The sequence below is a fragment of the Leptospira bandrabouensis genome, assembly GCF_004770905.1.
Classification (GTDB): domain Bacteria; phylum Spirochaetota; class Leptospiria; order Leptospirales; family Leptospiraceae; genus Leptospira_A; species Leptospira_A bandrabouensis.
In genome coordinates this window covers 1,951,253-1,975,463 of record NZ_RQHT01000014.1, presented here as the reverse complement: position 1 = coordinate 1,975,463, position 24,211 = coordinate 1,951,253, and the positions used below count along the sequence as shown (strand labels likewise).

The following is a 24,211-nucleotide window of genomic DNA, read 5'->3' as shown; positions in this document are numbered from 1 at the left end:
ATTATTTTTAAAAGTAAAACATAGAACCAATCAAAGACTTAGTTCTAATAGAAACTTTGGAATTGGGTTTCTAACAATGCTAATTTTACCTTCAATCTGGTCCACGAGCATCCCTATCAATTGCAGCCCAAATCCAGGTGAATGTTCTATTGAGATAGATTCGGGAATCCCAGGTCCGTTGTCAGAATACTCTAAATACAGTTTTTTTTCTTCTCTGAAGATTTTTAAACAGATCTGTGCTTTGGTAATTTCATTGAAGGCATGTTTCATTGAATTAGTGATGAGTTCGTTCAGAATAATTCCCAGAGAAGAAAGGAGTTTGGCATTTAACTCAATTGGTTCTTGTAGGATATCCATCTTCAATTCAATTTTTTTTGGAAAAATATTAACAATTTCCTCAAAGATGGCTGGGAAATAATCTTGCAAAGATACAGTATTGTCAGTTGCCGAATGATAAAGTTTATCATATAAAACAATCATACTTTTGACTCGACCGGCGGCCTCATAAAGAATGGTTTGCGTTGAGGTTTCTGTCTGCGACCTTGCTTGTAGAGTTAACAGTGTAAAGATGGAACTCATATTATTTTTTACACGATGATGAATTTCTTTGAGTATGTTTTCTTTTTCGTGTAATAATTTTTGGATTTTTGATTCAGCAAGATTTCGGACGCTCACATCCCTTAATATCACTGTAAATAGTTTTTCACCTTTAACAGAAATTTGAGATATGGATGCTTCGAGAGGGAACTCTTCTCCGTTGGATCTGAGACCGCGAATCTGACCAAGAGCCCCCATTGCCCTACGACTGACTCCTGTTTTGGAAAATGAATCGATATGGTTATCATGTTGGTTACGGAAATCCAAAGGAATCAAACGATCTAAAGCTTGTCCTATAATTTCAAAAGATTCGTATCCAAACATCTTTTCGGCAGCACCATTAAAGAGAATGATTTTTTTAGATTGGTCAATGCTGATGATGGCATCCATAGCCGATTCGATGATTTGAGTGAGTTTTGCTTCTGATTCTCGAATTTGTTTCATCGCATTCAATCTTTCGGAAATATCTCTCCCAACAGCAATATATCCAATAGGCAATTCACTTTCATCATTTAACAAAACTTGGTTCACTTCGATATTACGAATGTTTCCATCTTTTGCAAACTGGATGACCTCACCAATAAAACTTCCATCTGTGTTTACTCTTTCTATCACTTGGTCGCTAGTTAATTGTAGATAATCTGTTTTTAAAACTTCAAAAACGGATTTACCCATCACCTCTTCTGCTTTCCAAAGGTAGATTTTTTCTGCTGCTTTATTCCAATAGTTAATACGATGATTAAAGTCTGTTCCGATAACAGCATCTAACACATTATTTAACATATTTGCTTGTTTTGCAATATGACTTTGCACATTGTATTCGGCTGTAATATCTCGAAATACCAAAACGACACCTCTTGTGTCTCCATTTAAATCTTTAATGGGAGATCCAGAATCTGAAATTTGATATTCAGAACCATCCTTAGAAAGGAGGACTGTATGGTTGGCAAGACCAACAATTGAATTTGTACGTAAAACTATATCAACGGGATTTTCCACCAAACTACGTGTTTTTACATTCACGATTTTGAAAACTTCACGAATGTTATGGCCTTCTGCATCATCGTGTGTCCATCCTGTTAGTTTTTCAGCAACTGGGTTCATTCGAATGACTTTGCCTTCGCTATCGGTTGCGATAACACCATCACCTATAGAATGTAATACGGTTTCTAAATGTTCTTTTTTACTTTTAGTTAATTCATTTGCTTCAAAAAGTTTGAATGCCATTTTTATCGAAGCATCAAGCACGGTAAAACCTGAGTTTTTGACCACATAACCATAAGAGGTGATGGTCTCGGTTTTCTTTACAATTTCTCTTTCTGTATGAGATGAAAGAAATACAACAGGGATTTCTTTATAGTTTAAAATTTCTGTAGCAGTCTGGGTTCCATCCAATCCACGCCCTAAGTCAATGTCCATAAGGATTAAATCAAAAGGTTTTTCCTCTCGGATGACTAGGTGGATGGCATTTTCACCATTGCTAACATGGGTAACAAGATATCCCCCCTGTTCCAATTGGTTTTTTTCGAACATAGCAAGAATTGCTTCGTCTTCGACTAACAAAATAGATTTATCAGCGACTACTGTCATCAAACATCCTTTGAGAATTCCAAGAGGGGGGATAGGATTTCTCGACTACAAATGATGACAAAAAGAAAATTTAATTCAACCAAATATTTAGAATTTTTCTAATAATAAGTTTTTCTTTTAATCAATGACACAAATTCCTGTTAGTCTCTATTCTTTAGTACATTCACAAAAATGAATGCACCTGAAACTAAAAAATAGAATCCTCCCAAGGCAATCATCCAATTCCCTAAACTTTGGTATAAAGTAGGAACCACAGATATAGGAACTGATGCTACTAATACTCCGTCATTGTCCTCATAATAATCAAGAGTTCCCTTCGGACGACCATAAGCATCATAAATCCCCGATAAAGCACCTCGCGTGGAACGTACAATCGAGCTACCATTTTCGATCCCTCTTAGAGTTGCCATTTCCGTATGGAACGGATTAATTCCCTTCCAATCGGAAGCAGGGATATAAGTGACTCCTGTTCGCAATTCAGCATGTTTTTTTGTTAGTTGGAGACTATCAAAATCATAACAAATGGCCACTGACATTTTACCCCATTCTGTTTCAATCGCCCTGATTTCTGAAGGTGTATGAGAAACTGGCTCACCGGGTGGAATAAATTGTTTGAAATAAATTTGGCGGGTTGAGCCGTCTTTACCTATCCAATACAATTTGTTTTCCATAAAGAATTCTTTTTCCTTAAGTGGAACAATGTAAGCTGCGATGATTTCTGATTCTATCTCTTTGGCAAGATTACTTACTTTTTTCAGAAAATAATCTTCTTCCTTTCTGTTGATAAGAACGGCTCCTTCATTCCAAACGATAACTTTAGCACCTTCATCTGCCGCTTGTTTGGTTCTCTGAAAAACAATTTCAGTATTTTTTTGATTTGCGATTGGATCTAACCACATCGTTTGGATTTCTATTTTAGAAGTAACAGTCCCGACTTTTATACTTTTTCCTTCGATCGTATTGGTAAGACGGAAGGCACCATAAAACAACAATCCAACGAATAACAAAAAGCAGGTGATTAACGAAATTCTAGAATTTTTTGAAATCGTTGAATTAAAAATCAATTCGGATAGAGTTTGTTCGAAACTACCATTTACAAAAAAAATAAGAAAACTAATTCCCGTGGCTCCAAATAACGACGCCGATTGCATAAGAATCAAATTGTTAATTTGCGTATTGGCAAACATACCCCAAACTCCTAATGCAGAACCATAACCACCTAACCATTCAACTATGGTAAATAAAAAGGCAAAACTAAGTATAGGTGAGATATGGTTCGAAAATTTGAGCCTAATTCGATTCCAAATCCAAAGTAAAATGGTAAATACGATTCCCCCTTGGATTCCCGAAACAAAAGCAATTCCTATGTGAAATGGTTCAGAAACAATTCGCATTGTAGAAGCAGTTTGAATCAAAATAAGGGAAAAAAGAAGAATCCACCAGGAATGACCTAGTCGAACATAACGTAAAAAAGGAACCAGAGCAAACCAGGCAAAAAAAGGAATGTTCCAATTCATTCCAGTAAAACCAAGGAAAACCCCTCCCATGAATAACAAATATCGTTTTTGATTAAAAAATTTCATAAATATTTCCTTATATTCTAATGTATGATGACTCAAACTTACCTCGACCAAACCTCTCCATTTTATGCCTTTACTTTGCCACCTGCTCCACGCCAAAGATAATCAAGTGATTCGATCCAGAGTTTTTCTAAGTTTTGGTTCATTTGAAAGGCAAGAATGGGAACACCAAAAAAACAAGATGCAATTGCCATTGAAAAAGATTTCCAATCCGTTGTTGCCGGCAGTTCGCCATTTTGGGCCGCAAGAGTTAAGGCATTTCGAATGATTCCTTCTACACCATTGGCATCCAAATCTTCAATACCAACAATTTTAGGGAAAAGTAAAACGCGTTCTGCTTTTGTGAGTTTGGGCTCTTGTAACTTTTTCTTTGTTTTAGCTTGGAAGGAGATAATTTCCAAAAGAATTCTCGGATTTTTTTTGGATTCTTTGGCTGTGTATCGAAAGAGTGCACAGAGGATTCCAAATCCGGATTCCGAAAGTTTTTTTTCCTTAGCAAAAACGGAAACTTGCAAACTCCAAATCTGAATGTAATGAAGGATCAAATCACCTTTCTCTGGAAAATAATTATAGAAAGTTGGCTCTGATACTTCTGCCATTTGACAGAGATCTTTGATTTTGATCTCATCAAAGGATTTAATTTCTAATTCAGAAAGGAAGGCAAAAGTTAAATTAGTTCTAGTTTTTGCAAATTTTCTCTCCTTCAGTGAAAACTGTTGGAGTGAATTTGAATCATATTCTGAATATCGCAGCACTTCAGAAATATAGCCTACATAATTTTTATAGTCAACTATAATTATTTCAATTTCTGAGCCAAAAGATGAACTTTTAGATTATATTTTGTTGAAGTTGGAGATTTTAGTTTCGAAAACGGGGAAGTTATGATAGAGGGAAACCAATGGGTGGCGGGTCTAGTTCCCCACCCTCAATTCAGGGCGGGGAGATTCTATCCGCGCGCAGAACCTAAATCCCATCCCTATTTCTTCGCATGGGGATGGGCATTTCGATACACTTCTTTCAATCTGTCTCTTGAAACACTCAAATACACTTGTGTGGAAGATAAAGAAGCATGACCAAGTAACTCTTGTACGGCGCGAATATCTGCACCGGCATTCAAAAGATCGGTGGCAAAGGTATGTCTAAACTTATGAGGAGTGATGGCTTTTTCCATTCCCATAACAGCCCTTCGTTCTGATAAAATATAACGAATCCCGCGTGTAGTGAGTTTTCCACCACGTTGGTTTAAAAAGATTTCCTCAGGTCCAGTAGTGCCTCTTTCCTCTAAATATTCGCGAAGTGCACTCTGTGCTTCTTCACCAATAAAGACAAAACGTTCTTTGCGACGTTTCCCCATTACTTTGAGTGAGGTCAATTCATGATTGAGATCACTTAACTTGGCATTGACCAACTCAAATACACGAAGGCCCGTACTATACAATACTTCGACAATGGCTTTATCCCGCTTTCCAAGCACTTCCGCTTTTTCACCGTCTTCATAATCTAAGATGTCTTCGGTTTCAATAGGTGTGAAGTTTTTTGGTAACTTCTTTTTTGTTTTCGGAAAACTCACTTGTAAGATGGGATTGGCACCAATCTTTTCTTCACGGAATAAAAATTTATAAAAAGTGCGAAGCGAAGAAAGTTTACGGCTTTGGGTTCGTTTGTCTTGTTTTTTCGTAGATTTTAAATCAGCAAAGTAGGCCCTAACATCCAAAACATCGACAGTCAATATGTCGATTTCCTCTTTCAAACAAAACTCAAAGAAAAATTTCAAATCACGTAAATAAGCAAATAATGTATGTTCCGAATAATTTTTTTCAATCTTAAGGTAAGTTCGATAACTGCGAAAAAGTTCAGCCATTGTTTGGGGAAAATGGTCGGGAATTTGGACTTCAAGAGTTGGCAGGGTCATACAGAAACACTATCGGCACAGTTTTCTTTCTCCAACGGCAAAAAAATACTATACAAGTACTTACATTTTGTTTAGTGTTGAAAACGACAAAAAAAGACATAATCCATAAAAAATTTCGCCATCTTCCTAATTTGTCCCAGGTCTCATGCATAATGGAGCCAATCTGGAAGAGAAAAAGAGTGGAATTCGGAGGGGATGGGTTCATCCTTGAGAGAGTCGGTTCAGAGTTTTTTTGAAACCAACTGCCCTAGTCCCCTACCTAGTCTTTCGGAACACCGATTTTAGGAGAACGTTTGATTCATGAAAAAAGAGAAAGCTGACAAGGCTCTAGAAAAAGAAACCGACCAAAGAAAGCAGGCCATTGACGCTGCCCTCGGCCAAATCGAAAAACAATTTGGTAAAGGTTCCATCATGCGCCTGGGCGCAGATACCCGTATGGCCGAAATGAATGTTGTATCCACTGGTTCTTTGGACTTAGACATCGCCTTGGGGATTGGCGGGTTTCCTTCTGGTCGAATCGTAGAAATCTACGGACCAGAGTCTTCGGGTAAAACTACACTCACTCTTTCTGCCATTGCAGAGACGCAAAAAAAAGGAGGCATTGCTGCCTTCATCGATGCAGAACACGCTCTAGATCCATCTTATGCTAAAAAATTAGGGGTCAATGTGGATGACCTACTCGTTGCCCAACCAGACAACGGGGAAGAGGCATTAGAAATTTGTGAATCTCTTGTTCGCTCCAATGCCATTGACCTCATCGTCATCGACTCGGTGGCGGCTCTTGTTCCAAAAGCTGAGATCGAAGGAGATATGGGAGATTCTCATATGGGCCTCCAAGCACGACTCATGTCCCAGGCCCTTCGTAAACTGACAGGAACCATTTCAAAATCCAATACCACAGTTATTTTTATCAACCAAATCCGTATGAAGATTGGAGTGATGTTCGGTAGCCCGGAAACTACTACAGGTGGTAACGCATTGAAGTTCTATGCATCCATCCGATTGGACATTCGTCGTATCGAAACACTCAAAGAAAAGGAAGAACCTGTAGGTAACCGTGTCCGAGTGAAAGTGGTGAAAAACAAATGTGCTCCTCCATTCCGACAAGCCGAGTTTGACATTATGTATGCCAACGGAATCAACAGAGAAAGTTCTCTCATTGATCTTGCGGTTCGCCACGACCTAGTTGCGAAAGCAGGTTCATGGTATTCTTACGGTGGAGAGAAAATTGGACAAGGAAAGGAACAAGTTAGAAATTTCTTCCTCGAAAACCCAGACATTGCCTTTAAAATCGAAAACCAAGTTAGGGATCTAAACGGCCTTCCGCTTATGGACCAAGTTAAAATCCAAACCAGAGAAGTGAAATCCATTGAAAGGGATCCAAAGGAAACTAAAGAAACAAAATCAAAACAACCAGTTAGTTTCTCTACCGAAGCAGACGGAGATGTTGCTGTCGGAGAATAAAACCATTCGGCTTTCTTTTTAGGAACCATTGACCGGTTCGGGGTTACCCGGGCCGGTTTTTTTTTGCTGTAACAATGGATAAACGATCAATCAGACCACTGAAAGTTGGTTCCCAACATTTGATTCACGGCACCAACGAGTCTTTCCGGTTCCCAAGGTTTCGATAAAATGATACTATTTTTATCAGATTTATAAACAGAAAGAATGTTTTCCTTAGTAGCAAAACCAGTTACAACAATCACAGGTAAATCTGGATAAAGCTTTTTCACTGCTTCAACTAATTTATCACCGGTTAAATAAGGCATCTTCACATCAGAAATCAGAAGATCTGGTCTACTTTTTTGTAGATATTCAAATGCAATTTCAGGATCTTGAATGTCGATGATAGACAACTTAACATTATCTAATTTTCTTGCTACAAAAGTTAACTCTCGTTTCATGGAAGATGAAATCGATTTTATATCATCTACCATCACAATTTTATAAACTTTCTCTTCTTTCTTGACATCCGTTACTTGAGACTCTACTTCTTCTATCAACTGGTCGATACTATTCGGAACCATTTTCATCCTCCAGATTTGTTGGCAATAAAATTGAAAACGTTGTGCCTTCACAACGAATACTCTCTAAATCTATTTTCCCTTTATGTTTTCGAATGATATCCATGCTGATGGACAAACCAAGTCCCGTCCCTTCGCCTGTTTCTTTTGTAGAAAAAAAGGGATCAAAAATTCTCGATTGGATATCTTCAGAAATACCAATCCCATTATCTTTAATCTTAATTTCTGCAAATTGTTGGTTGGTTTCGGAACTAATGTATCTTGTTTTAACTTCAATTTTTCCAGGTTTTTCACCCTGTATGTCAGAATATAAACCGTGATTTTTCTTTTCTTCAATTGCGTGTCCAGCATTCACGAGTAAATTAATGATCACTTGACCAATCTCTTGTGGATGGCAAGGAATTTCAGGAAGATCCTTAGCAAATGAAAACTCAACTACACTATCATATTTTATATTATGATGACTTATATTTATGGCGGAAGTAATCACCTCGTTTAAATTACACATTACAAAACTTTCTTCTTTATTCACATGAGCAAAACTTTTGATATTACGAACAATTTCCACAACACGACTGGCACCATCTATCGACTCCTCCAACATATCCGAAGTATCTAGTAAAACGTTAGTTACATCATAATGATCCCAATCAGAAAGAATTTTTGAAACAGTAGGATCTGTTTGGTATTTTTTTAAAACTAAATTTACACTTTCCATTATGGTATGAAGCTGTTTGTGATACCTCCTCATTGTTTCTAAATTACTTGATATAAAAGCCATAGGATTATTAATCTCATGTGCCACACCGGCAGCCAATTGTCCAATCGTAGCTAACTTTTCACTTTGCAAAAGTTGCATCTCTGTATCCTTGGCCTTCGAAAGATCATTAAGATAAACTAAAATAGAAACTTCACCATTATATATTATCTCAATGGCCCAAAAACTAACCCATTTTTTCTGACCGTTTGATAAAATAATATTTCTTTCAACTACATTCTGATCAGGAGCAAATCCATTATTAGATAAAGATTGAATGAACTCGAAAGGGTCCTCTCCATTTAAAAAACCAAATACCTCAGAAACTTTTTTATTTTTCATCTGGTTTTTGCTTTGAGAGAGAAGAATTTCCGAACTTCGATTATAAAATTGAATATTACCATCAAATAAAATCAAAATTCCGTTTGGAGAACATTCTACAATAGATTGTAGATTCCACTCACTGGTTAAAAGTAAATCTTCCGTTCTTTTTCGAATCAGAATATGAACTAACTCAGTACCAAGTAATTCTACTTCTTTAAAATCGATTCCTTCATATTCAGTTCTTTTATTATAAAGAATTAATTCGACAGTTTCATTTTCTTTTAAATTAAACTTAATTGGTAATTCTCTAATGATGCGAGGCAACTTAAAAGAAGAATCAAGTGGCATAAAAACAGAAGCAGACTGGTCCCGCACTGTATAAAGTCCAGATTCACTTATGATCAGCCCATCACGACAAATCCGTACGTATCCACAGTTACTCTCTGTTAGCTGCAATGAATATCGCAAAGCTAAAAGTAGTATGTTATCTTCACTCTCTGCCCGAGAACTTTTTTGTCCTATTTTAATTACAGCCTCAGTTCGAATCTCTGTTTTTTTACGTTCCGTTATATCAATATGAGTTCCTATCACACGAATCGGTAAATCATTCTCATCTCTTTCTACTACCTTTCCGCGACTCCAAACCCAGATGGTTTTCCCTAATCTTGTGTACATCCTAATTTCTAGATCATGTGAATCTATTGAGCCATTAAGATAATTTTCAAATAATGCCCGAATTTGTTCTCGATCTTCCCAATGAACCAAAGTCTCCCAATGAGAAAAGTTTTGTGGGAAATGTTCTGGCTCAAAACCTAACATCCTAGCATACTCCGGACTAAAATAGGCCTTCCCTAATCGAAGAGAAAAATCCCAAACACCACTCTGCCCACTTTCTAAAGCCAATTTCAACCTAAGTTCATCTGTGCGGTTTTCCGGTAGACGAATGGTATCCAAATTTATAATATAAACTACAAGTCTTTCTAAAGAAATTGATTGGGAAAGAATTTGGTAAGTTCCTTCCAGAAACGAAAGAATTACAGGAAAAGAAGACTGATCCGATTTGCGACTCAAAGAAGTCCGAATTTCTTCTTGAATCTCCTCCTTACAAATTAGTTCTACAAAATCCTTACCTAAAAGCTGAAAAAAAGATTTCTGAAAAAGTTCGGTCGCAGAAGCATTACATCTGAGGATTTTTAGGTCATGGTTTAATACAAACGAAGGTAATGGATTCCCATCCCAGGCAGCTTCCAGCTCCTTCTTTGCATTTAGTACTTTGTCGTTTGCCTCGCTGATTTCCATACAAACCTACCAACAAGATATGACGAAGAAATTAATTATTAGTTTATTATTTTTAACCATCCATTGCCAATTCCAAGAAAAGAAAACAGAGATCGCGTTTGCTGAAACTAACATTTATGATGAATGGGCAGGTCTTAGTGACTCGGATCTTCTCCATAAAAATGAAATGGAACTCAGTTGGAAAAAACTAACAAACACTAAAGATTTAATCGGAAACTATTTAAAAAACAAAGATTACCAACCAAAAGTAAAAACAGTCATTTATCCGTTTAGCGGAATTGATGTTTTAAATCTTTTTTCATTTTATCCAAATGCAGAACGTTATATCCTATTCGGATTAGAAGATCCCGGTTATCCCAACCAATATCAGTCTCTTTCTGAAAAAGAAAAACAAATCGTGAAACAAGGGATTCGCAATCTATCTGATCACTTAGCTGGTAGAAACTATTTTACCTATAGAAAAATGAAAGAGGAAACAAAGAAAAAAGAACTGAATGGAGCTTATCCAGTGTTTGTGGCCTTTCTTCGTCGTATGGGCAAAGAAATTCTTGATTCAAAAGAAGAAACAATTGTAGGCAAAGGCGTTACCTATAAAGGATTCACAATTTCTCTCTATGATACAAAACTACAAAAACAAGAATCACTTTCCTATTTTAAAATATTCTTAATTGGAAATGAAGGAAACCCTGGAGACGGGTTATATGAATATTTTTCTGACTTAAAGAATGTCGGGATATTTACAAAGTCTGCTGAATATTTATTTCATGGCGAAAAAAGAAAAGTATTCCGTGACCTATTATTAAAGAATGCTGAATTTGTAGTCCAGGATGAGTCAGGGTTTCCCATTCGTTTTTTTCCAGAAGAAAGTTGGAAACGTCAAGTTTTTGGAAGATATGAAAAGTCTTGGAATTTATCTGGAGCTGTTACCCCAGAAACCCAACCTGAATTAAAAACCCTAAGTGAAGTTACAAACGACGCACCTCTGCCTTTTCCTTTTGGTTATGGATACTTAGGAACAAAAGACAATCGCCAATCGGCAGTTCTCGTCTTTTCAAAAAAATAAATCGAAAACGATTTATCGAAAGCCCCATTACTCTACAGAGGTGGGGTCCCAACAAGTCCGGAAATTTTCATTCCAACTGGAGATTTCCTTCATATCTTCTTCCGATAAAACAAAATCAAATACATCTGCATTTTCTTTGATACGAACAGGATTTTTCGATTTTGGAATTACCACATGCCCTGCTTGTAATGACCACCGGATTAAAATTTGTGCATTCGATTTTTGATAACGATTGGCAAGTGCAGTAATTCGTGGGTCTTCTAACTTTTGTCCATGAGCCAGAGGACTATATGCTTCAAGGAGAATTCCCTTTTTTATACAATAATCTTTTAAATCATTATCTTGTAAAAAAGGATGATACTCTACTTGGTTCATTGCAGGCACAGTCCCAGTTTCTTTTAAAAGTTCCTCAAGATGCGAAACCATAAAATTACTGACACCTATCGATTTAGCTTTTCCTTCATTTTTGATTTTTTCCAAAGCCTTCCAAGATTCATTTCTCTTACCAGTTACAGGAAAATGAATTAAATACATATCTACATAGTCTGTACCAAGTTTACTTAATGATACATCTATTGCGCGTAAGGTGGAATCATAACCTTGGTCCGCATTCCAAAGTTTTGTGACGAGAAAAATATCACTTCGGCTCACTCCACTTTCCTTAATGGCAGCTCCTACATCGGCTTCATTCCCATAAATGGCTGCAGTATCAATATGCCGATAACCCAAAGATAAAGCCGATTTGACAGCTTCAAAACATTCTTTTGGACGAGACTTCCATACTCCGAGTCCAAACCTTGGTACGGAAACGGATTGGTTGGATGGTAAAGTGGATGTGATTTCTAGGTTTGTCATAAAGTAGACTTTAGACTTAAAAAACCCAACTATAGTTTTCATATAGTTGGGTTCCCATTTAGAATCCGGTAAAAATTATCGTTTGGATCCCACCCCTTCTGGAATGGCTGCAAATACTAATTGTTCTCCATTCCAATCGGCACGGTATCTACCTTCACCAATGGTTCCTGATAGAATCTCCTTTGCCAAGGGTCGATTGACAATTCGGTTGAACACACTACCCAGAGGTCTTGCTCCAAATTTTGGATCAAATCCTTGTTCACGTAAAATATGTTCAGTGCTTTCCGAAAGTTCCACAAAGATACCCTTTACCTTCAGACGTTCATTCAATTGACGAACTTGTTTTTCAATCAGTTTCTCCATAATAGAAGAATCTAATGAATGATAGGTTAGAATTGCATCCAATCGTCCTAAAACTTCCGGTTTAAAATCTGCTTCAATATTTTTTGAATTCGTAGTCAAAATCACAATGGTATTTTTAAAATTGATGGTTCTACCTTTGTTATCTGTTAATCGACCTTCATCCAAAATTTGAAGTAGAATATCCGAAAAATCAGGATGTGCCTTCTCTACTTCGTCAAAAAGAACCACAGAATAAGGTTTTCTTCGGATGGCTTCTGTAAGAATTCCACCTTCATCATAACCCACATACCCAGCTGGTGCTCCAATCAGTTTTGCGACCGAATGTTTTTCCGAATACTCACTAAGATCCAGACGAACCAAATTCGTTTCTTGATCGAATAAAAATTTCGCAATGGCCTTCGCAGTTTCTGTTTTTCCTACACCAGTAGGTCCTTTGAGTAAAAAGGATCCAAGTGGTCTTGTTTCTGAGGAAATACCTGCATAGGATGTAAGAAGAGTATCCGCAATTTCACGAATCGATTCTTTCTGTCCATAAACTACAGTATTGAGATCTTCTTCTAAATGGAGTAGATTGTCCTGTTTGGTTTTAAGAATTTTTTCTACAGGAATACCAGTTTGTCTAGAAATAACGGCCGCTATATGATTTCTTTCGAGAATCCAACTGTTTTGAAAAGTGCTTAGTTCTTTTTCCAATTCAGGAAGAACTGCATATTTCAAACGTGAAGCCTCTGTATAATCGGCTCTTTGTTGGGCTGCATCCAAATCAAACTTCACTCGATCAATTTTGTTTTTAATCGAAGCAATTTGTTTCAAAGAGTTTACTTCTTTTTCCCAAACCAATTTTCCTTCTTGGAATTTTTTTTCTAAAACCTCAATTTCCTTTAGAATCTCTTCGTTTTTCTTTTCAACTTGAGCAAAGATTTTTTTGGAACGAATTTCACTTTCTAACTCTACAAGTTCTGTAGGCATTGCTTCAGCAGAAAGTTTCAATGCGGAGGCCGCTTCATCAACCAAATCAATTGCTTTATCCGGTAAAAACTTATCGGTGATGTATTGGTCTGATAAAAGTACAGATGCATAAATTGCTTCATCAGAAATTTTAATTCCATGATGGATTTCATGTTTATCACGAATCCCCATAAGGATTTCGATTGCATCTTCCTTACTTGGTTCATTGACAGGAACTGCACGGAATCTTCTTTCTAAAGCTTGGTCACCCAAAATATATTTTTGAAATTCATCCTGAGTTGTGGCTCCAATACAATGTAATTCCCCACGTGCCAAAGCTGGTTTCAAAAGATTGGCCGCATCCATTGCTCCATCCGTTTTACCTGCTCCCACTAATTGATGAATCTCATCGATAAATAGGATTGCTTCACCTGCTTGGCCTTTGATATAACGAAGTAATGCGGTTAACTTCTCTTCAAACTCACCTCTATATTTTGTTCCGGCCATGAGTTGCCCCATATCCAAAGAGTAAATGGTTTTTCCTTTAAGAACATCAGGAACTCTTCCTTTAACAATTTGTTCCGCAAGACCTTCCACGATGGCAGTTTTACCAACTCCCGCACTACCAACTAACACTGGATTGTTTTTTGACCTTCGCCCAAGAATTTCCATCACAGAACGAATTTCTTTACTCCTTCCAATGACAGGATCTAGTTTTCCTTCCCGTGCAAGGTCATTCAAATTCACAAGGAAGTTGGGAACTTCTTCATCCGTTTCTTTTACCTGCAAATCTTCATAATTGATTTTTAACTCAGGTAAGATCTGCGGTAGAAACTTTAAGAAGTCTGCTTCTTTCAACTCTTCCCTGCCATTTTCGGCAGCGCGCGAGGAGGCCATCGTGAACCACTGCGCTAACTTCGGGGAAGTTCTTAGTGACTCAAAAGGAATCTCACCGGAAGCTCTTGCTTGTTTTTTTAGAAATTCATCTACTGTTGATTTATACTTAATTAATGATTTTCCAGAAACCGAAGTTGGTAGAGTCATGAACCCCCAAACCAAATGGTAAGGAGTGATTTCTGTATTTTGTCTCCTCATAGCTTCTGTTTGCGCGATGTCCAAGGCTCCCTGGACGTTGGAATCATACTGTTTCATAGTGTTTTGCCCCTTTTAGCACTCTATCGGTTAGACTGCCAATTCTGCGTTCTTATAACAAGTTTTTTAAGGAAATTCACTTTATCTGTCTCAAACTCGTCCCATTATAGTAGAAATGTTTTGCAGTCGCTTTTCTTTTTTTGATTTTTTGGTGGAATCTCGCAGGCGCTACTTTCAAGGCCCGAGCCAAAACCGATCCAAAAAGAAAACAATGTTCTCGTGCAACTCCCCCTTCCCACTCCTCCTTCTCGGGTTTAGCCTATTTATCCATTCTTCTCTCGAAGCGTTTCCTCTCTCCATTGAAGAATCCAAAAACTACCGAGACATCGGGAAATACTTTGAATATGTAATTGTACCCGAAAGGGAGTCCAGTTTGGACAGGATTTTGAGAGAAGATACCATCTGGAGACCCAACCCCAAAGCAACGATATCATTTCCCAGAGTGAAAAATCCCTTATGGATTCGCATTACACTCGTCCACTATGGGAACTTGCCCCATACATTTTTTTTACATTTCTCAAGCCCCGTAGTCGATGTCTTCGAACTACATTCTCAAGTGAAAGGGAATTGGGTGACACAAGTATCGGGAGAACAAATACTCCAAAGAAACAAACCTATCTATTCCCATATCCCAGCTTTTCCCATTACACTTTCTCCTGATGAAACAAGAACTATTTATGTGAAGATAAACTCAGCCAATCCAATCTTTAACTTTGTTTCCCTGTATAACTCGAGAAGTTTTATAGCCTTTTCAAAAAAACAAGACATCTTCTTTGCCGCTTATTTCGGCGCAGGTTTTATGATGTTTTTATTTAGTTTATTTTTAGCGAGTACCTTACGATATAGAAAATTCTTTTACTACTTCTTCTACTTAGCAACAGTACTTTTAATCAATTCCTTTTCGACAGGATTTATACAGTATATTGAAATCGGAAATTCTCATACATGGAAAAATTATCTTTTCCCGATTACAATTTATCTTACATCAGTATTTGGATTATTGTTCACGATCGAATTTTTAGAAACGGAGAAAGTTTTTCCGAAAGTTACTAAACTTACAAGAGGATTCATTTTTCTCTTTATATCTTTAATTTTTTCAATTTTCTTTTTAGAATTAAGGAATTTTATCCAATTGGGAGTAACACTCGTTATCATTCCCATTTTGTTAGCTTTATCAATCTCAACGATGGCATTTTTTAAAAGTAAGAAAAAATTAGAAGTGATTCTATTTTTATTCGCCTTTGGTTCCATTCTCCTTGGTGCTGCCTTAAATTCGTTAACAGTTCAAGGTTTAATTCGACCAATGCATATTTCATCTTATTCCTTACCATTAGGTTCTGCTGTAGAAGTCTTCTTTTTATCGATGGCATTGGTTTTGAAGGTATCGGATTACAGAAAAGCAACGGAAGATAAACAAGAAATTGATTTACAAATGAAGATCGCACAAAAATTACAAAACGGTCTTCTTCCGAAAAAAAGAACCCATGCAAATGGATATGCCTTAGGATTTCGATATTCACCTGCTTCAGATATAGGTGGAGACTTTGTACAAATCTTTGTGAAAGAAAATGAAATAGGTTTATTTTTATGTGATGTATCTGGACATGGAATTCCAGCAGCAATGATTGCTTCGATGGCAAAAGTTTCCTTACAATTTTGGGATGATTCTTTAGACAAACCAGCCTATGCTGCAGAAAGAATTCGGTTGTCTTTACTCAGCTCCCTCTCTGGTCATTTTTTAAGTGCCTTTTTTGTTTATATCAACCCCAAAGAAAAAATTCTAAAAATAGCGAATGCTGGACACCATCCCATGGTGTATTTAGATCGAAAGGGAAATTTAGAACATATCACCAGTTATGGAAGGGCCATTAATGAATATATCGAATCACAAATGATCGAAAAAACACTTCCCCTTCCCGACTCTGGAACGTTGGTATTATATACAGATGGTGTAATTGAGGCAAGGAATGCTACAACAGGGGAACTCTTCGGAGAAGACCGATTTTTCCATCTTCTAAAAAATTTGAAAGACCAGACTCCTCAATCCATTTGTGATCAGGTAATCACAGAAGTGGAAAAATTTCAGAAGTCAAAAAGATCTGACGATGACATAACTATATTAGCAATTTCTTTAGAAAAAGAACTTAATTAGAAATCCAGTGAATTAATTTTTGTTGCAAATCGTTAGGATAAAACGGTTTAGAAATAAAATCGTTCATTCCCACCGCATGAATTTTCTCCTGTGTTTCTAATTGTGCGGATGCGGTCAAAGCAATGATAGGGATTTTCGACCAAAAAGAATTTTCTCTAATACGTTTTGTTGCCATATACCCATCCATATTTGGCATATGTAAATCCATTAAGATCAAATCAAACTTTTCATTGATTAACTTACTGATTACTTCTTCTCCATCAGAGGCTTCTACACATTCAATGCCCCAACGTTTTAAAAAACGAACCACAATAGATCGATTGATTTCAATATCATCAGCAATAAGAACCCTTTTTCCGGCCAGATCAAATGATTTTTTTAACGTATGTTTTTGGCTTATCGAATTTATTTTTCCAATTTTACATGGAAACGTAAAAGAAAATTTAGAACCTTTGCCTAATTCCGATTCTAACTCAAGATTTCCTTTCATCAGTTCCACAAGACCTTTTGAAATAGCAAGACCAAGTCCAGAACCACCATACTTTCTAGTTGTATCGCCACTAGCCTGCGTAAATTTTTCAAAAACAAACTTAAGTTTGTCGGGTGCAATACCAATGCCTGTATCGTGTACTTCAAATCGAATAACCACTTCTTCATTAGTCTTAGAAACTAAATATACGCTGAGAGTGATTCGACCTTCTTTTGTAAATTTTATTGCATTTGATAGAAGGTTATTAAGAACTTGTAACAAACGAGTAGGATCAAAACAAATAGATTCTGGAAGATTAGAATCAATTTTGGTTTCAAATAACAAGAGTTTTTCTTTGGCTTTTATTCCAAAAGAGGAAGCAACAGAACCAATGAAATCTTTTAGATTAAAATCTATTTCTTCAATTATAATCATTCTTTCTTCGATTTTATTAAAATCTAATATATCATTAATCAAAGTAAGAAGTGTTTCACTTGAAAACTTTAAGTTTCTCAAATATTCGATTTGTTCTGGTTTAGGATTATCTTCCATTAACCACAAAGAAAGACCAATCACAGCATTTAAGGGCGTTCTCAGTTCATGACTCATATTAGAAAGAAACTCCGACTTTGCACGGTTAGCTTCTTCAGCCTTAAGGCGAGATTCTATTAATTCTCGTTCATATAAAACCATTTGTGAAATATCTAGGGAAACAGCACGAGAACGAATCACCTCATTATTTTTACCATAAATTGCCGTAGCGGAAAGATTTAAAAACAACGAACTTCCATCTTTACGGATCACTTCGAATCGCAAATTATCCACTTGACCCGTCTTCTTAAATATCTGGAAGTGATTCTCAAAAATTTCTTTACTTTCCTTGGTTAAAAGATCTGGCCATTTAACTTTCCCAAGTAATTCTTCTTCCGAATAACCTAGCCATTTTTGTTCTGTTTTATTGATTTTTACTATATAACCATCAACATCTAAACTATGAAAACCTACAGGTGAATTCTGATACAAATCATCTACTTCGAACAGACGATCCTCAATCAGCTCTTTCTCAAGTATGATCTGAGCATTTCGTTTTAATACAAAAATCATCCAGATGATGAATATCGATAAGATAAAAAATAAACCACCTGAGATCGTAATTAAACGAATTGTATACTTACGACTTTTTTCCCTATCCAAACTTTCTTTTTCTGATTTCTTTTTCAAAAGAGATTGAACTTCACTTCGAAACAGATCCATTCTTCTTTTGCTTTCGATAAATTCACCTATTTGGGGTCGCTTCGCAGGAAAGTTTTCAATAAAATTTTGAATCCAATCTAACTTTAATTGTTTAGCGCGAATGATTGAATCTAAGTCTGACTCATAAGAAGGTTCACATTTCGCTCTCAGGAATTCTTCCGCAATCCTCATTTGATTCAGAGAATTACTATATGGTTCTAAAAAATTTGGATCACCGCCAGTAAGAAGATAACCGCGAACTCCAGTTTCAGCGTCTTTCAAATAGGATGCATAGTCGTTTAAGATAGAATTCCATTGCGTTTTTTCTTCAAATGTAATTCGATCCACTCGACTTTCATAAATTTGATAAAAGAAAAATAAACATGAAAAAAATAGTAATCCAAGAAGTCCCCACAGAAATCCTAAATATAAGGACTCAAAGTATTTACTTAGAAAATATTTCATGTTACCAATTCAAATCATCAAAAAAAGTCAATTTGTCAAATGATTAAACCATCGCCTTCCATGCTGGAAAATATAAATCAAATTCAGTTCCAATTCCTACCTTGGAATTTGCAAGAATGGTCCCACCCATTTTTACCATGATTCCATAAATGATTGGTAGTCCTAAACCTGTTCCCTTTCCACCTTTTGTGGTAAAGAATGGATCGAAAATTTTTTCAATAATTTCAGGAGGTATACCAGATCCATTATCAGCAAAACCTAACTTCCAATAATCGGTATTTTTCATAAAACCTATATGCAGCAATTCTGACTTTTCATACGAAACTTTTGAAAGCGAAATGGAAATCTTCGGGTTTGGTACATCTTGCAAGGCAAAAACTGCGTTTTCATATAAATTAGATAGAATCTGAAAAATTTGGATAGGATCCGCATTCACATAAGCCGCTTCATTTCCCAAATCTGTAAACAAAGTGATTTGGTTTGAAGAAACACTTCGCACTTCTTGTAAAACCTGCAATAAATGTTCGCGCAAATCTAATTGTTTCGAAATAGAATTATCAATTTTAGAATATGTCAAAATCTGTTGGATTAAATTTTTGGCCCTATCTAATGACTTGGAAATTCCCTCAATGGCTGGCAAAGATTTTTGTATCGCTTCGTTTGTTTCCCCTTTCGACCATTCTGAATTCAAATATGATACATAAGCCATCATCGGAGTAAGAAGATTATTGAAGTCATGCGCAATCCCGCCAGCAAAGGTGCCAAGTGCTTCTAGTTTTTGCGATTGGGCATAAGCGCGTTCTAATACGATTTTCTCCGTAATGTCTTTTGCTTCGAGTACAATATATAGAATTTTTCCAGTAGCATCTGTAAGAGAATAAAAATCACAATCAAAATATTTCTCACGACCATCTAACAAAGTATAACGAACAAACACTTCGAAACTTTGATTTTTTAATGCTAGTTTCATCCCATAGGTTAACTTCTTTTTTGACTCTTCATCTGAATTAGAAAAAATGGAACGAATTAATTCTAAACCCTGTACATCCGTCTCATCTCTCTCAAAAGATAAAACAGCCATACGATTCATACGAATCACATGACCCTGCAAATCTAATAAAAAAATTGCCTGTGAAGAATTATTAAAAATACCTTTAAATAACTGTTCGTTGAGTTGAATGGAATGTTCTAGTTCAGAAAGATCTGAGATATCATGGATGGTACCGAAAATACGAAAGCGTGAATCTTCATACCTTTCTGCCTCCAACCAAAGATTAACTTTTTTTTTGCCTACCTTCGTATTCAATGTAACAATCATCTCTTTGGAATGGTTGTCCTTTAGTAGATCTTCCCATACTACTTTGATGTGTTCTTGTTCTGCTTGGTCTAAAAGCGACCAAACCTTTTCCATCAGAGGAATTTCACTGAAATCAAATTCTAAAATTCTATATAATTCTAAGGACCATAAAGTATTTTTTTCTGGGAAAATTACTTCGAAATGGCCAAGATGGGAAATTTTCTGCGAACGAGTTAATAACTCTTCACCATGGACCAACATATCCCAAGCTTTTTTTTGAGATACCTTAAGGCGATAAGCTTCCAACTCGCGATTGACTACAAACGGAAGTTTGATGATTGAAGATTTTGGCAAAAATTCAGCAGCACCCAAATTCAGAAATTCTGAAGCTGCATCCTCAGGAAGAAATTCTGTAATTAAAATTACAGGTAAATTTGGATTAATTTCTTTAACTCTAGTGATGACATAACGTCCATCAAAGTCGGGAAGATAAAAGTCCGATATGACGATATCCCAAGTTTCATCCAAAAGTCTTTGCTCAAATTCCGCCTTCCACTCAGCTCTTTCTGGAAAAATGGAAAACCCAAAATTTTGCAGTACAGATACAATTGCTTTGTAAGAAGCAAGAGAATCTTCAACAATCAAAACATTGAGTTTCTTTTGAATGTCCATAGAATTTTACTGATTAAAAAAACCAAATATTGGCAATTCTAATTCTCCTAAAATTTCAGCTTTATGCCTGTAGGCAGTTCCTCGTCCTTCAGCAAGCGCAAACTTACCTCTCGAAAAATCATTGGGAGATAAATATGGAGTATTTGTTTCGAGTCGAATGAGCTTTTTCCCTTTTTCTTTTGCGAGTAAAGATTTTAAATCCTCCGATTCCGACTCGATGATTTGAACAGAGGCATCTAACGCTCGTTTCATTGTATTTTTACTTAGGGGTCTATGATTGTTAATTTGGTGAATTACTATTCTATCAATACTTGGATCTAAAATTAATTCTTTGATAGGTTCACCGTCACCAATTCCACCATCCAAAAACTCCTGACCTTGAAATTCTTGCACTTCATAGAGAAACGGAAAAGCAATTGATGCCATCACTGCATCAAGAACATTCCCTTCTGTAATTAATTCTCTTTTATTTTTTGAAAGATTCGAAACAGCAATGCCCAATTTAATCGGTAAATCGGAGAACTTCTTATTCCCTAAATAAGGATATAAAATTTCACGAGTGGCCTTTCCCGTAAGAACTCCGCTATAACCGTTTAGGCCTTTTTTGAATAAACGACCAAGCATCGTCAAAGAATTGCCTTCCCAAAAATCTTTTTTCCTCAGTCCCAAAACAAGAGATTCAAATTCTACCATCTCTCGTCCTGTGGCATATAAAGCACCGATCATGGCTCCAGAGCTTGATCCAGTTACAATAGCAGGTTTAAATCCAATTTCTTGTAATCCACGCACAAAACCCGTGTGCGCAAAAAATCCAAAAAAGGCAGATTTCAAACAAAGGGCAGAATATTTTTTAGGAAAGAGAAGTTCAATCATAACGTTTTGCTAAGTTTAAGTACCGGCGATTACTATGTCAGCCACGAAGTGATCTGGAAACCAAAACTTTTGTCATATCGTAAAACAAAACTCCGACAAATGCAACTAGTATCGCCGTTGAAAACTGAAGAAAATTAAGTGGTACAAATCGAAACATTGTATTCATTCCCGGCAAATACATAGACAAGATAAGCACAGCTATCGTTCCTGAAAAAACATACCGAATCGTTCGGTTAGGAATTCGCATCCTACTCCACATGGACTCATGTAAGGATCTATTAGCAAGGATTAAGAATAAATTCGAAAATACTAATGTAACAAAGGTGGCAGTACTAACTACTTTCGGAGAAGAATCTCCTTTTAGGAATAGTTCCGTAATCCAATAAGAAGAAACTACCGACAACAAAGAGAACGCACCTTGAATCAAAGAGTTAATGAATAATTCTCTATCTAACAATGGCTCCGATGTTTCTCTTGGTTTCCTCTTCATAAGATCAGACTCGGCTGACTCTCTTTCGAATACAATTGTACAAGTAGGATCAATTACCATTTCCATAAATACAATATGGACTGCCGACAAAACAATGATAGGCCAATCGAAGATGATTGGAAAAAAAGTAATACCAACAATAGGAATATGAACTCCGATAAGATAACCCAATGCCTTTTTTAAATTATCAAAAATCTGCCTACCAATTCTTACCGACTCCAAAATAGAAGAAAAGGAATCGTCCAACAATACGATATCTGCGGCTTCTCGAGCAACATCAGTCCCACGTTCCCCCATCGCAACACCAATGTTAGCTGTCCGCAATGCTGGTGCGTCATTGACTCCATCTCCCGTCATAGCAACAATCTCTCCATCAGCTTTTAACATTCGAACGATGCGCCATTTATCTTCTGGACTGACTCGAGAAAAAATATTACATTTACGAATGACTTTTTGCATTTCTTCTTCGCTAAGATTGGAAAATTCTTTTCCTGTATATACTAAGTGGGATTCCTTTAATCCTATTTGATCAGCAATGTTTTTTGCAGTTTCTGGATAATCACCAGTAATCATAATCACTCGAATTCCTGATTCGTAAGCAGTTTTTACAGCCAATGGTACTATCTCTCGAATCGGATCCAAAAATGCGAGAAGGCCATAAAAACGAAACTTAACTTGTTTTCTTTCGTTGGGAATTTCTTTGGATGGAGATTCCGATTTTGCCACACCAAGTACACGAAAACCTTGTTTTGCAAGTTCATTGGTTTTTTCTGTCCAAAATTCCAAATCGGGACCAGTAAACTGGCATAAATCAAAAACTGCTTCGGGAGAACCTTTTGCATAACTAACAAATTGCTCTTCTTCCTTCAAAACACGAACCATTGTTAAATGGTCAGGAGACAAAGGAAAATCTCGAACTGACAATAAAGCTGAATCGTCATCATGTTCTAACAAATCCCAACAATCCGATATGGCAATGTCCATTGGATCAAAACTTGGATGTTTGGAGGCACAATAAGCAATATGAAGTAATTCCTTTGTATCCTCAGATAAATTTACATTTGGATTTAATTCACATGTCTCTGATTTTGTTACAACGAAACCAACCTTCATTTTGTTTTTCGTGATTGTTCCCGTTTTATCAGAACAAAGAACTGTAGCAGCACCTAGAGTTTCAATAATCGAAGATCGCCTGACTAAAACATTTTTTGTACTCAATCGGAATGCACCTAATGCAAAAAAAATAGTTAATACTAAAGGGAGTTCTTCTGGCATCAAACCAATCGCTAAAGTAAGCCCCGAAAGTAATCCTTGTAACCACTGGCTTCGGGCAATTCCAAAATAGAGTGCAAGAATCACACACAAAGAGGCCGCAACTATAAATATATTTCGAACCAAACGAGCAACTTCTACTTCGAGTAAGGTTCTACCTACCGCTTCATCAGCAATTTTACGACCAATTTTACCAATCTCTGTATGGTTACCAACGGCTGTAACTCGGCATACTCCTTCCCCACTAACAACTAACGACCCACAAAATACCGGATTCGATTGAGATTTGGTAACTGGAACAGATTCTCCTGTCAGTAAAGACTCATCACAGGAAAACAATCTGTCAGATATAAGTTCTGCATCAGCAGGAACTCTATCTCCCTCATTGAGAATTAATAAATCATCAAAAACAACATCCTTCCCTTCTATACGAAGGATTTGCCTGTCACGAATCACATTGGTTCTAGGACTGGCAAGGGAACGCAAAGCAGAAATAGCGGTTTCTGTTTTTTTCTCTTGGATGAAGGTGATGGTGATGATTCCAATGACAGAGCCGAGTAACAAAAGTGCCTCTCCCTGATCTCCTAAAAGTAAATATACGATACTTATGGAAATGAGAAGCAAAATCATTGGCTCGAGGACCACTCCCAATAACATCTGAAAGATTCCCTTTTTTTTGGAAGAGCTGATCTCGTTGGCACCATACTTGATACGGTTTTTTCTAACCTGTTCTTGGGTTAGGCCCATAAGGATGTATTCAGAGATTTGTTTAGGTATTGAAGGCATATTCTTTATGATTTGGTCTTGTATTTTAATAAAATTCT

15 protein-coding genes are annotated in these 24,211 nt (G+C 36.5%); 3 read left to right on the top strand and 12 right to left on the bottom strand.

Annotated features, from left to right (window positions below):
- Positions 1-30 precede the first annotated feature (30 nt).
- The 4 genes from EHR07_RS16385 to xerA all read right to left on the bottom strand — a co-directional run bounded on the left by EHR07_RS16385 (position 31) and on the right by xerA (position 5,679).
- Positions 31-2,187, bottom strand: coding sequence for a PAS domain S-box protein (locus EHR07_RS16385; protein ID WP_135746043.1), 2,157 nt, complete (start codon positions 2,185-2,187; stop codon positions 31-33).
- Between the two features lie 140 nt (positions 2,188-2,327).
- Positions 2,328-3,770 (bottom strand): nitrilase-related carbon-nitrogen hydrolase, encoded by a 1,443-nt coding sequence (locus EHR07_RS16380; RefSeq protein ID WP_135746042.1) that lies wholly within the window; start codon positions 3,768-3,770, stop codon positions 2,328-2,330.
- Positions 3,771-3,832: 62 nt separating this feature from the next.
- The gene (locus tag EHR07_RS16375; protein WP_167483381.1) at positions 3,833-4,522 is read right to left on the bottom strand and encodes a TetR/AcrR family transcriptional regulator; all 690 of its coding nucleotides are present in this window, start codon (positions 4,520-4,522) and stop codon (positions 3,833-3,835) included.
- 221 nt (positions 4,523-4,743) lie between these two features.
- Positions 4,744-5,679, bottom strand: coding sequence for a site-specific tyrosine recombinase/integron integrase (gene xerA / locus EHR07_RS16370; protein ID WP_135746041.1), 936 nt, complete (start codon positions 5,677-5,679; stop codon positions 4,744-4,746).
- A gap of 300 nt (positions 5,680-5,979) precedes the next feature.
- Between xerA and recA the strand changes: the two genes are divergently transcribed.
- Positions 5,980-7,143, top strand: a complete 1,164-nt coding sequence (recA, locus tag EHR07_RS16365) for a recombinase RecA (protein WP_135746040.1) — start codon at positions 5,980-5,982, stop codon at positions 7,141-7,143.
- 86 nt (positions 7,144-7,229) lie between these two features.
- Here the strand turns inward: recA and EHR07_RS16360 are convergent, their stop codons facing one another.
- On the bottom strand, positions 7,230-7,706 hold the full coding sequence (locus EHR07_RS16360; protein WP_135746039.1) for a response regulator: 477 nt from the start codon (positions 7,704-7,706) through the stop codon (positions 7,230-7,232).
- Positions 7,693-10,083, bottom strand: a complete 2,391-nt coding sequence (locus tag EHR07_RS16355) for an ATP-binding protein (RefSeq protein ID WP_135746038.1) — start codon at positions 10,081-10,083, stop codon at positions 7,693-7,695. Before EHR07_RS16355 ends, EHR07_RS16360 begins: the two co-directional genes overlap by 14 nt.
- Positions 10,084-10,102: 19 nt before the next feature.
- Here EHR07_RS16355 and EHR07_RS16350 point away from each other — a divergent pair, with 19 nt between their 5' ends.
- Positions 10,103-11,146, top strand: coding sequence for a hypothetical protein (locus EHR07_RS16350; RefSeq protein ID WP_135746037.1), 1,044 nt, complete (start codon positions 10,103-10,105; stop codon positions 11,144-11,146).
- A 27-nt stretch (positions 11,147-11,173) separates the two neighbouring features.
- On the opposite strand, the gene EHR07_RS16345 is transcribed toward EHR07_RS16350, so the two are convergent.
- Complete coding sequence (locus EHR07_RS16345; protein ID WP_135746335.1) at positions 11,174-12,001, bottom strand: aldo/keto reductase; 828 nt, start codon at positions 11,999-12,001, stop codon at positions 11,174-11,176.
- 75 nt (positions 12,002-12,076) lie between these two features.
- On the bottom strand, positions 12,077-14,464 hold the full coding sequence (locus EHR07_RS16340) for an ATP-dependent Clp protease ATP-binding subunit (RefSeq protein ID WP_135746036.1): 2,388 nt from the start codon (positions 14,462-14,464) through the stop codon (positions 12,077-12,079).
- A gap of 211 nt (positions 14,465-14,675) precedes the next feature.
- Between EHR07_RS16340 and EHR07_RS16335 the strand changes: the two genes are divergently transcribed.
- Positions 14,676-16,616, top strand: coding sequence for a SpoIIE family protein phosphatase (locus EHR07_RS16335; protein WP_135746035.1), 1,941 nt, complete (start codon positions 14,676-14,678; stop codon positions 16,614-16,616).
- On the opposite strand, the gene EHR07_RS16330 is transcribed toward EHR07_RS16335, so the two are convergent.
- Genes EHR07_RS16330 through EHR07_RS16315 form a run of 4 tightly spaced genes read right to left on the bottom strand, consistent with a single transcriptional unit; the run spans position 16,609 to position 24,173 of the window.
- On the bottom strand, positions 16,609-18,783 hold the full coding sequence (locus tag EHR07_RS16330; protein ID WP_135746034.1) for an ATP-binding protein: 2,175 nt from the start codon (positions 18,781-18,783) through the stop codon (positions 16,609-16,611). The genes EHR07_RS16335 and EHR07_RS16330 overlap by 8 nt on opposite strands.
- 43 nt (positions 18,784-18,826) lie before the next feature.
- The gene (locus EHR07_RS16325) at positions 18,827-20,752 is read right to left on the bottom strand and encodes a hybrid sensor histidine kinase/response regulator (RefSeq protein WP_135746033.1); all 1,926 of its coding nucleotides are present in this window, start codon (positions 20,750-20,752) and stop codon (positions 18,827-18,829) included.
- A 6-nt stretch (positions 20,753-20,758) separates the two neighbouring features.
- On the bottom strand, positions 20,759-21,625 hold the full coding sequence (locus tag EHR07_RS16320) for a patatin-like phospholipase family protein (RefSeq protein WP_135746032.1): 867 nt from the start codon (positions 21,623-21,625) through the stop codon (positions 20,759-20,761).
- Between the two features lie 37 nt (positions 21,626-21,662).
- The gene (locus EHR07_RS16315; RefSeq protein ID WP_135746031.1) at positions 21,663-24,173 is read right to left on the bottom strand and encodes a cation-translocating P-type ATPase; all 2,511 of its coding nucleotides are present in this window, start codon (positions 24,171-24,173) and stop codon (positions 21,663-21,665) included.
- Positions 24,174-24,211: the final 38 nt, after the last annotated feature.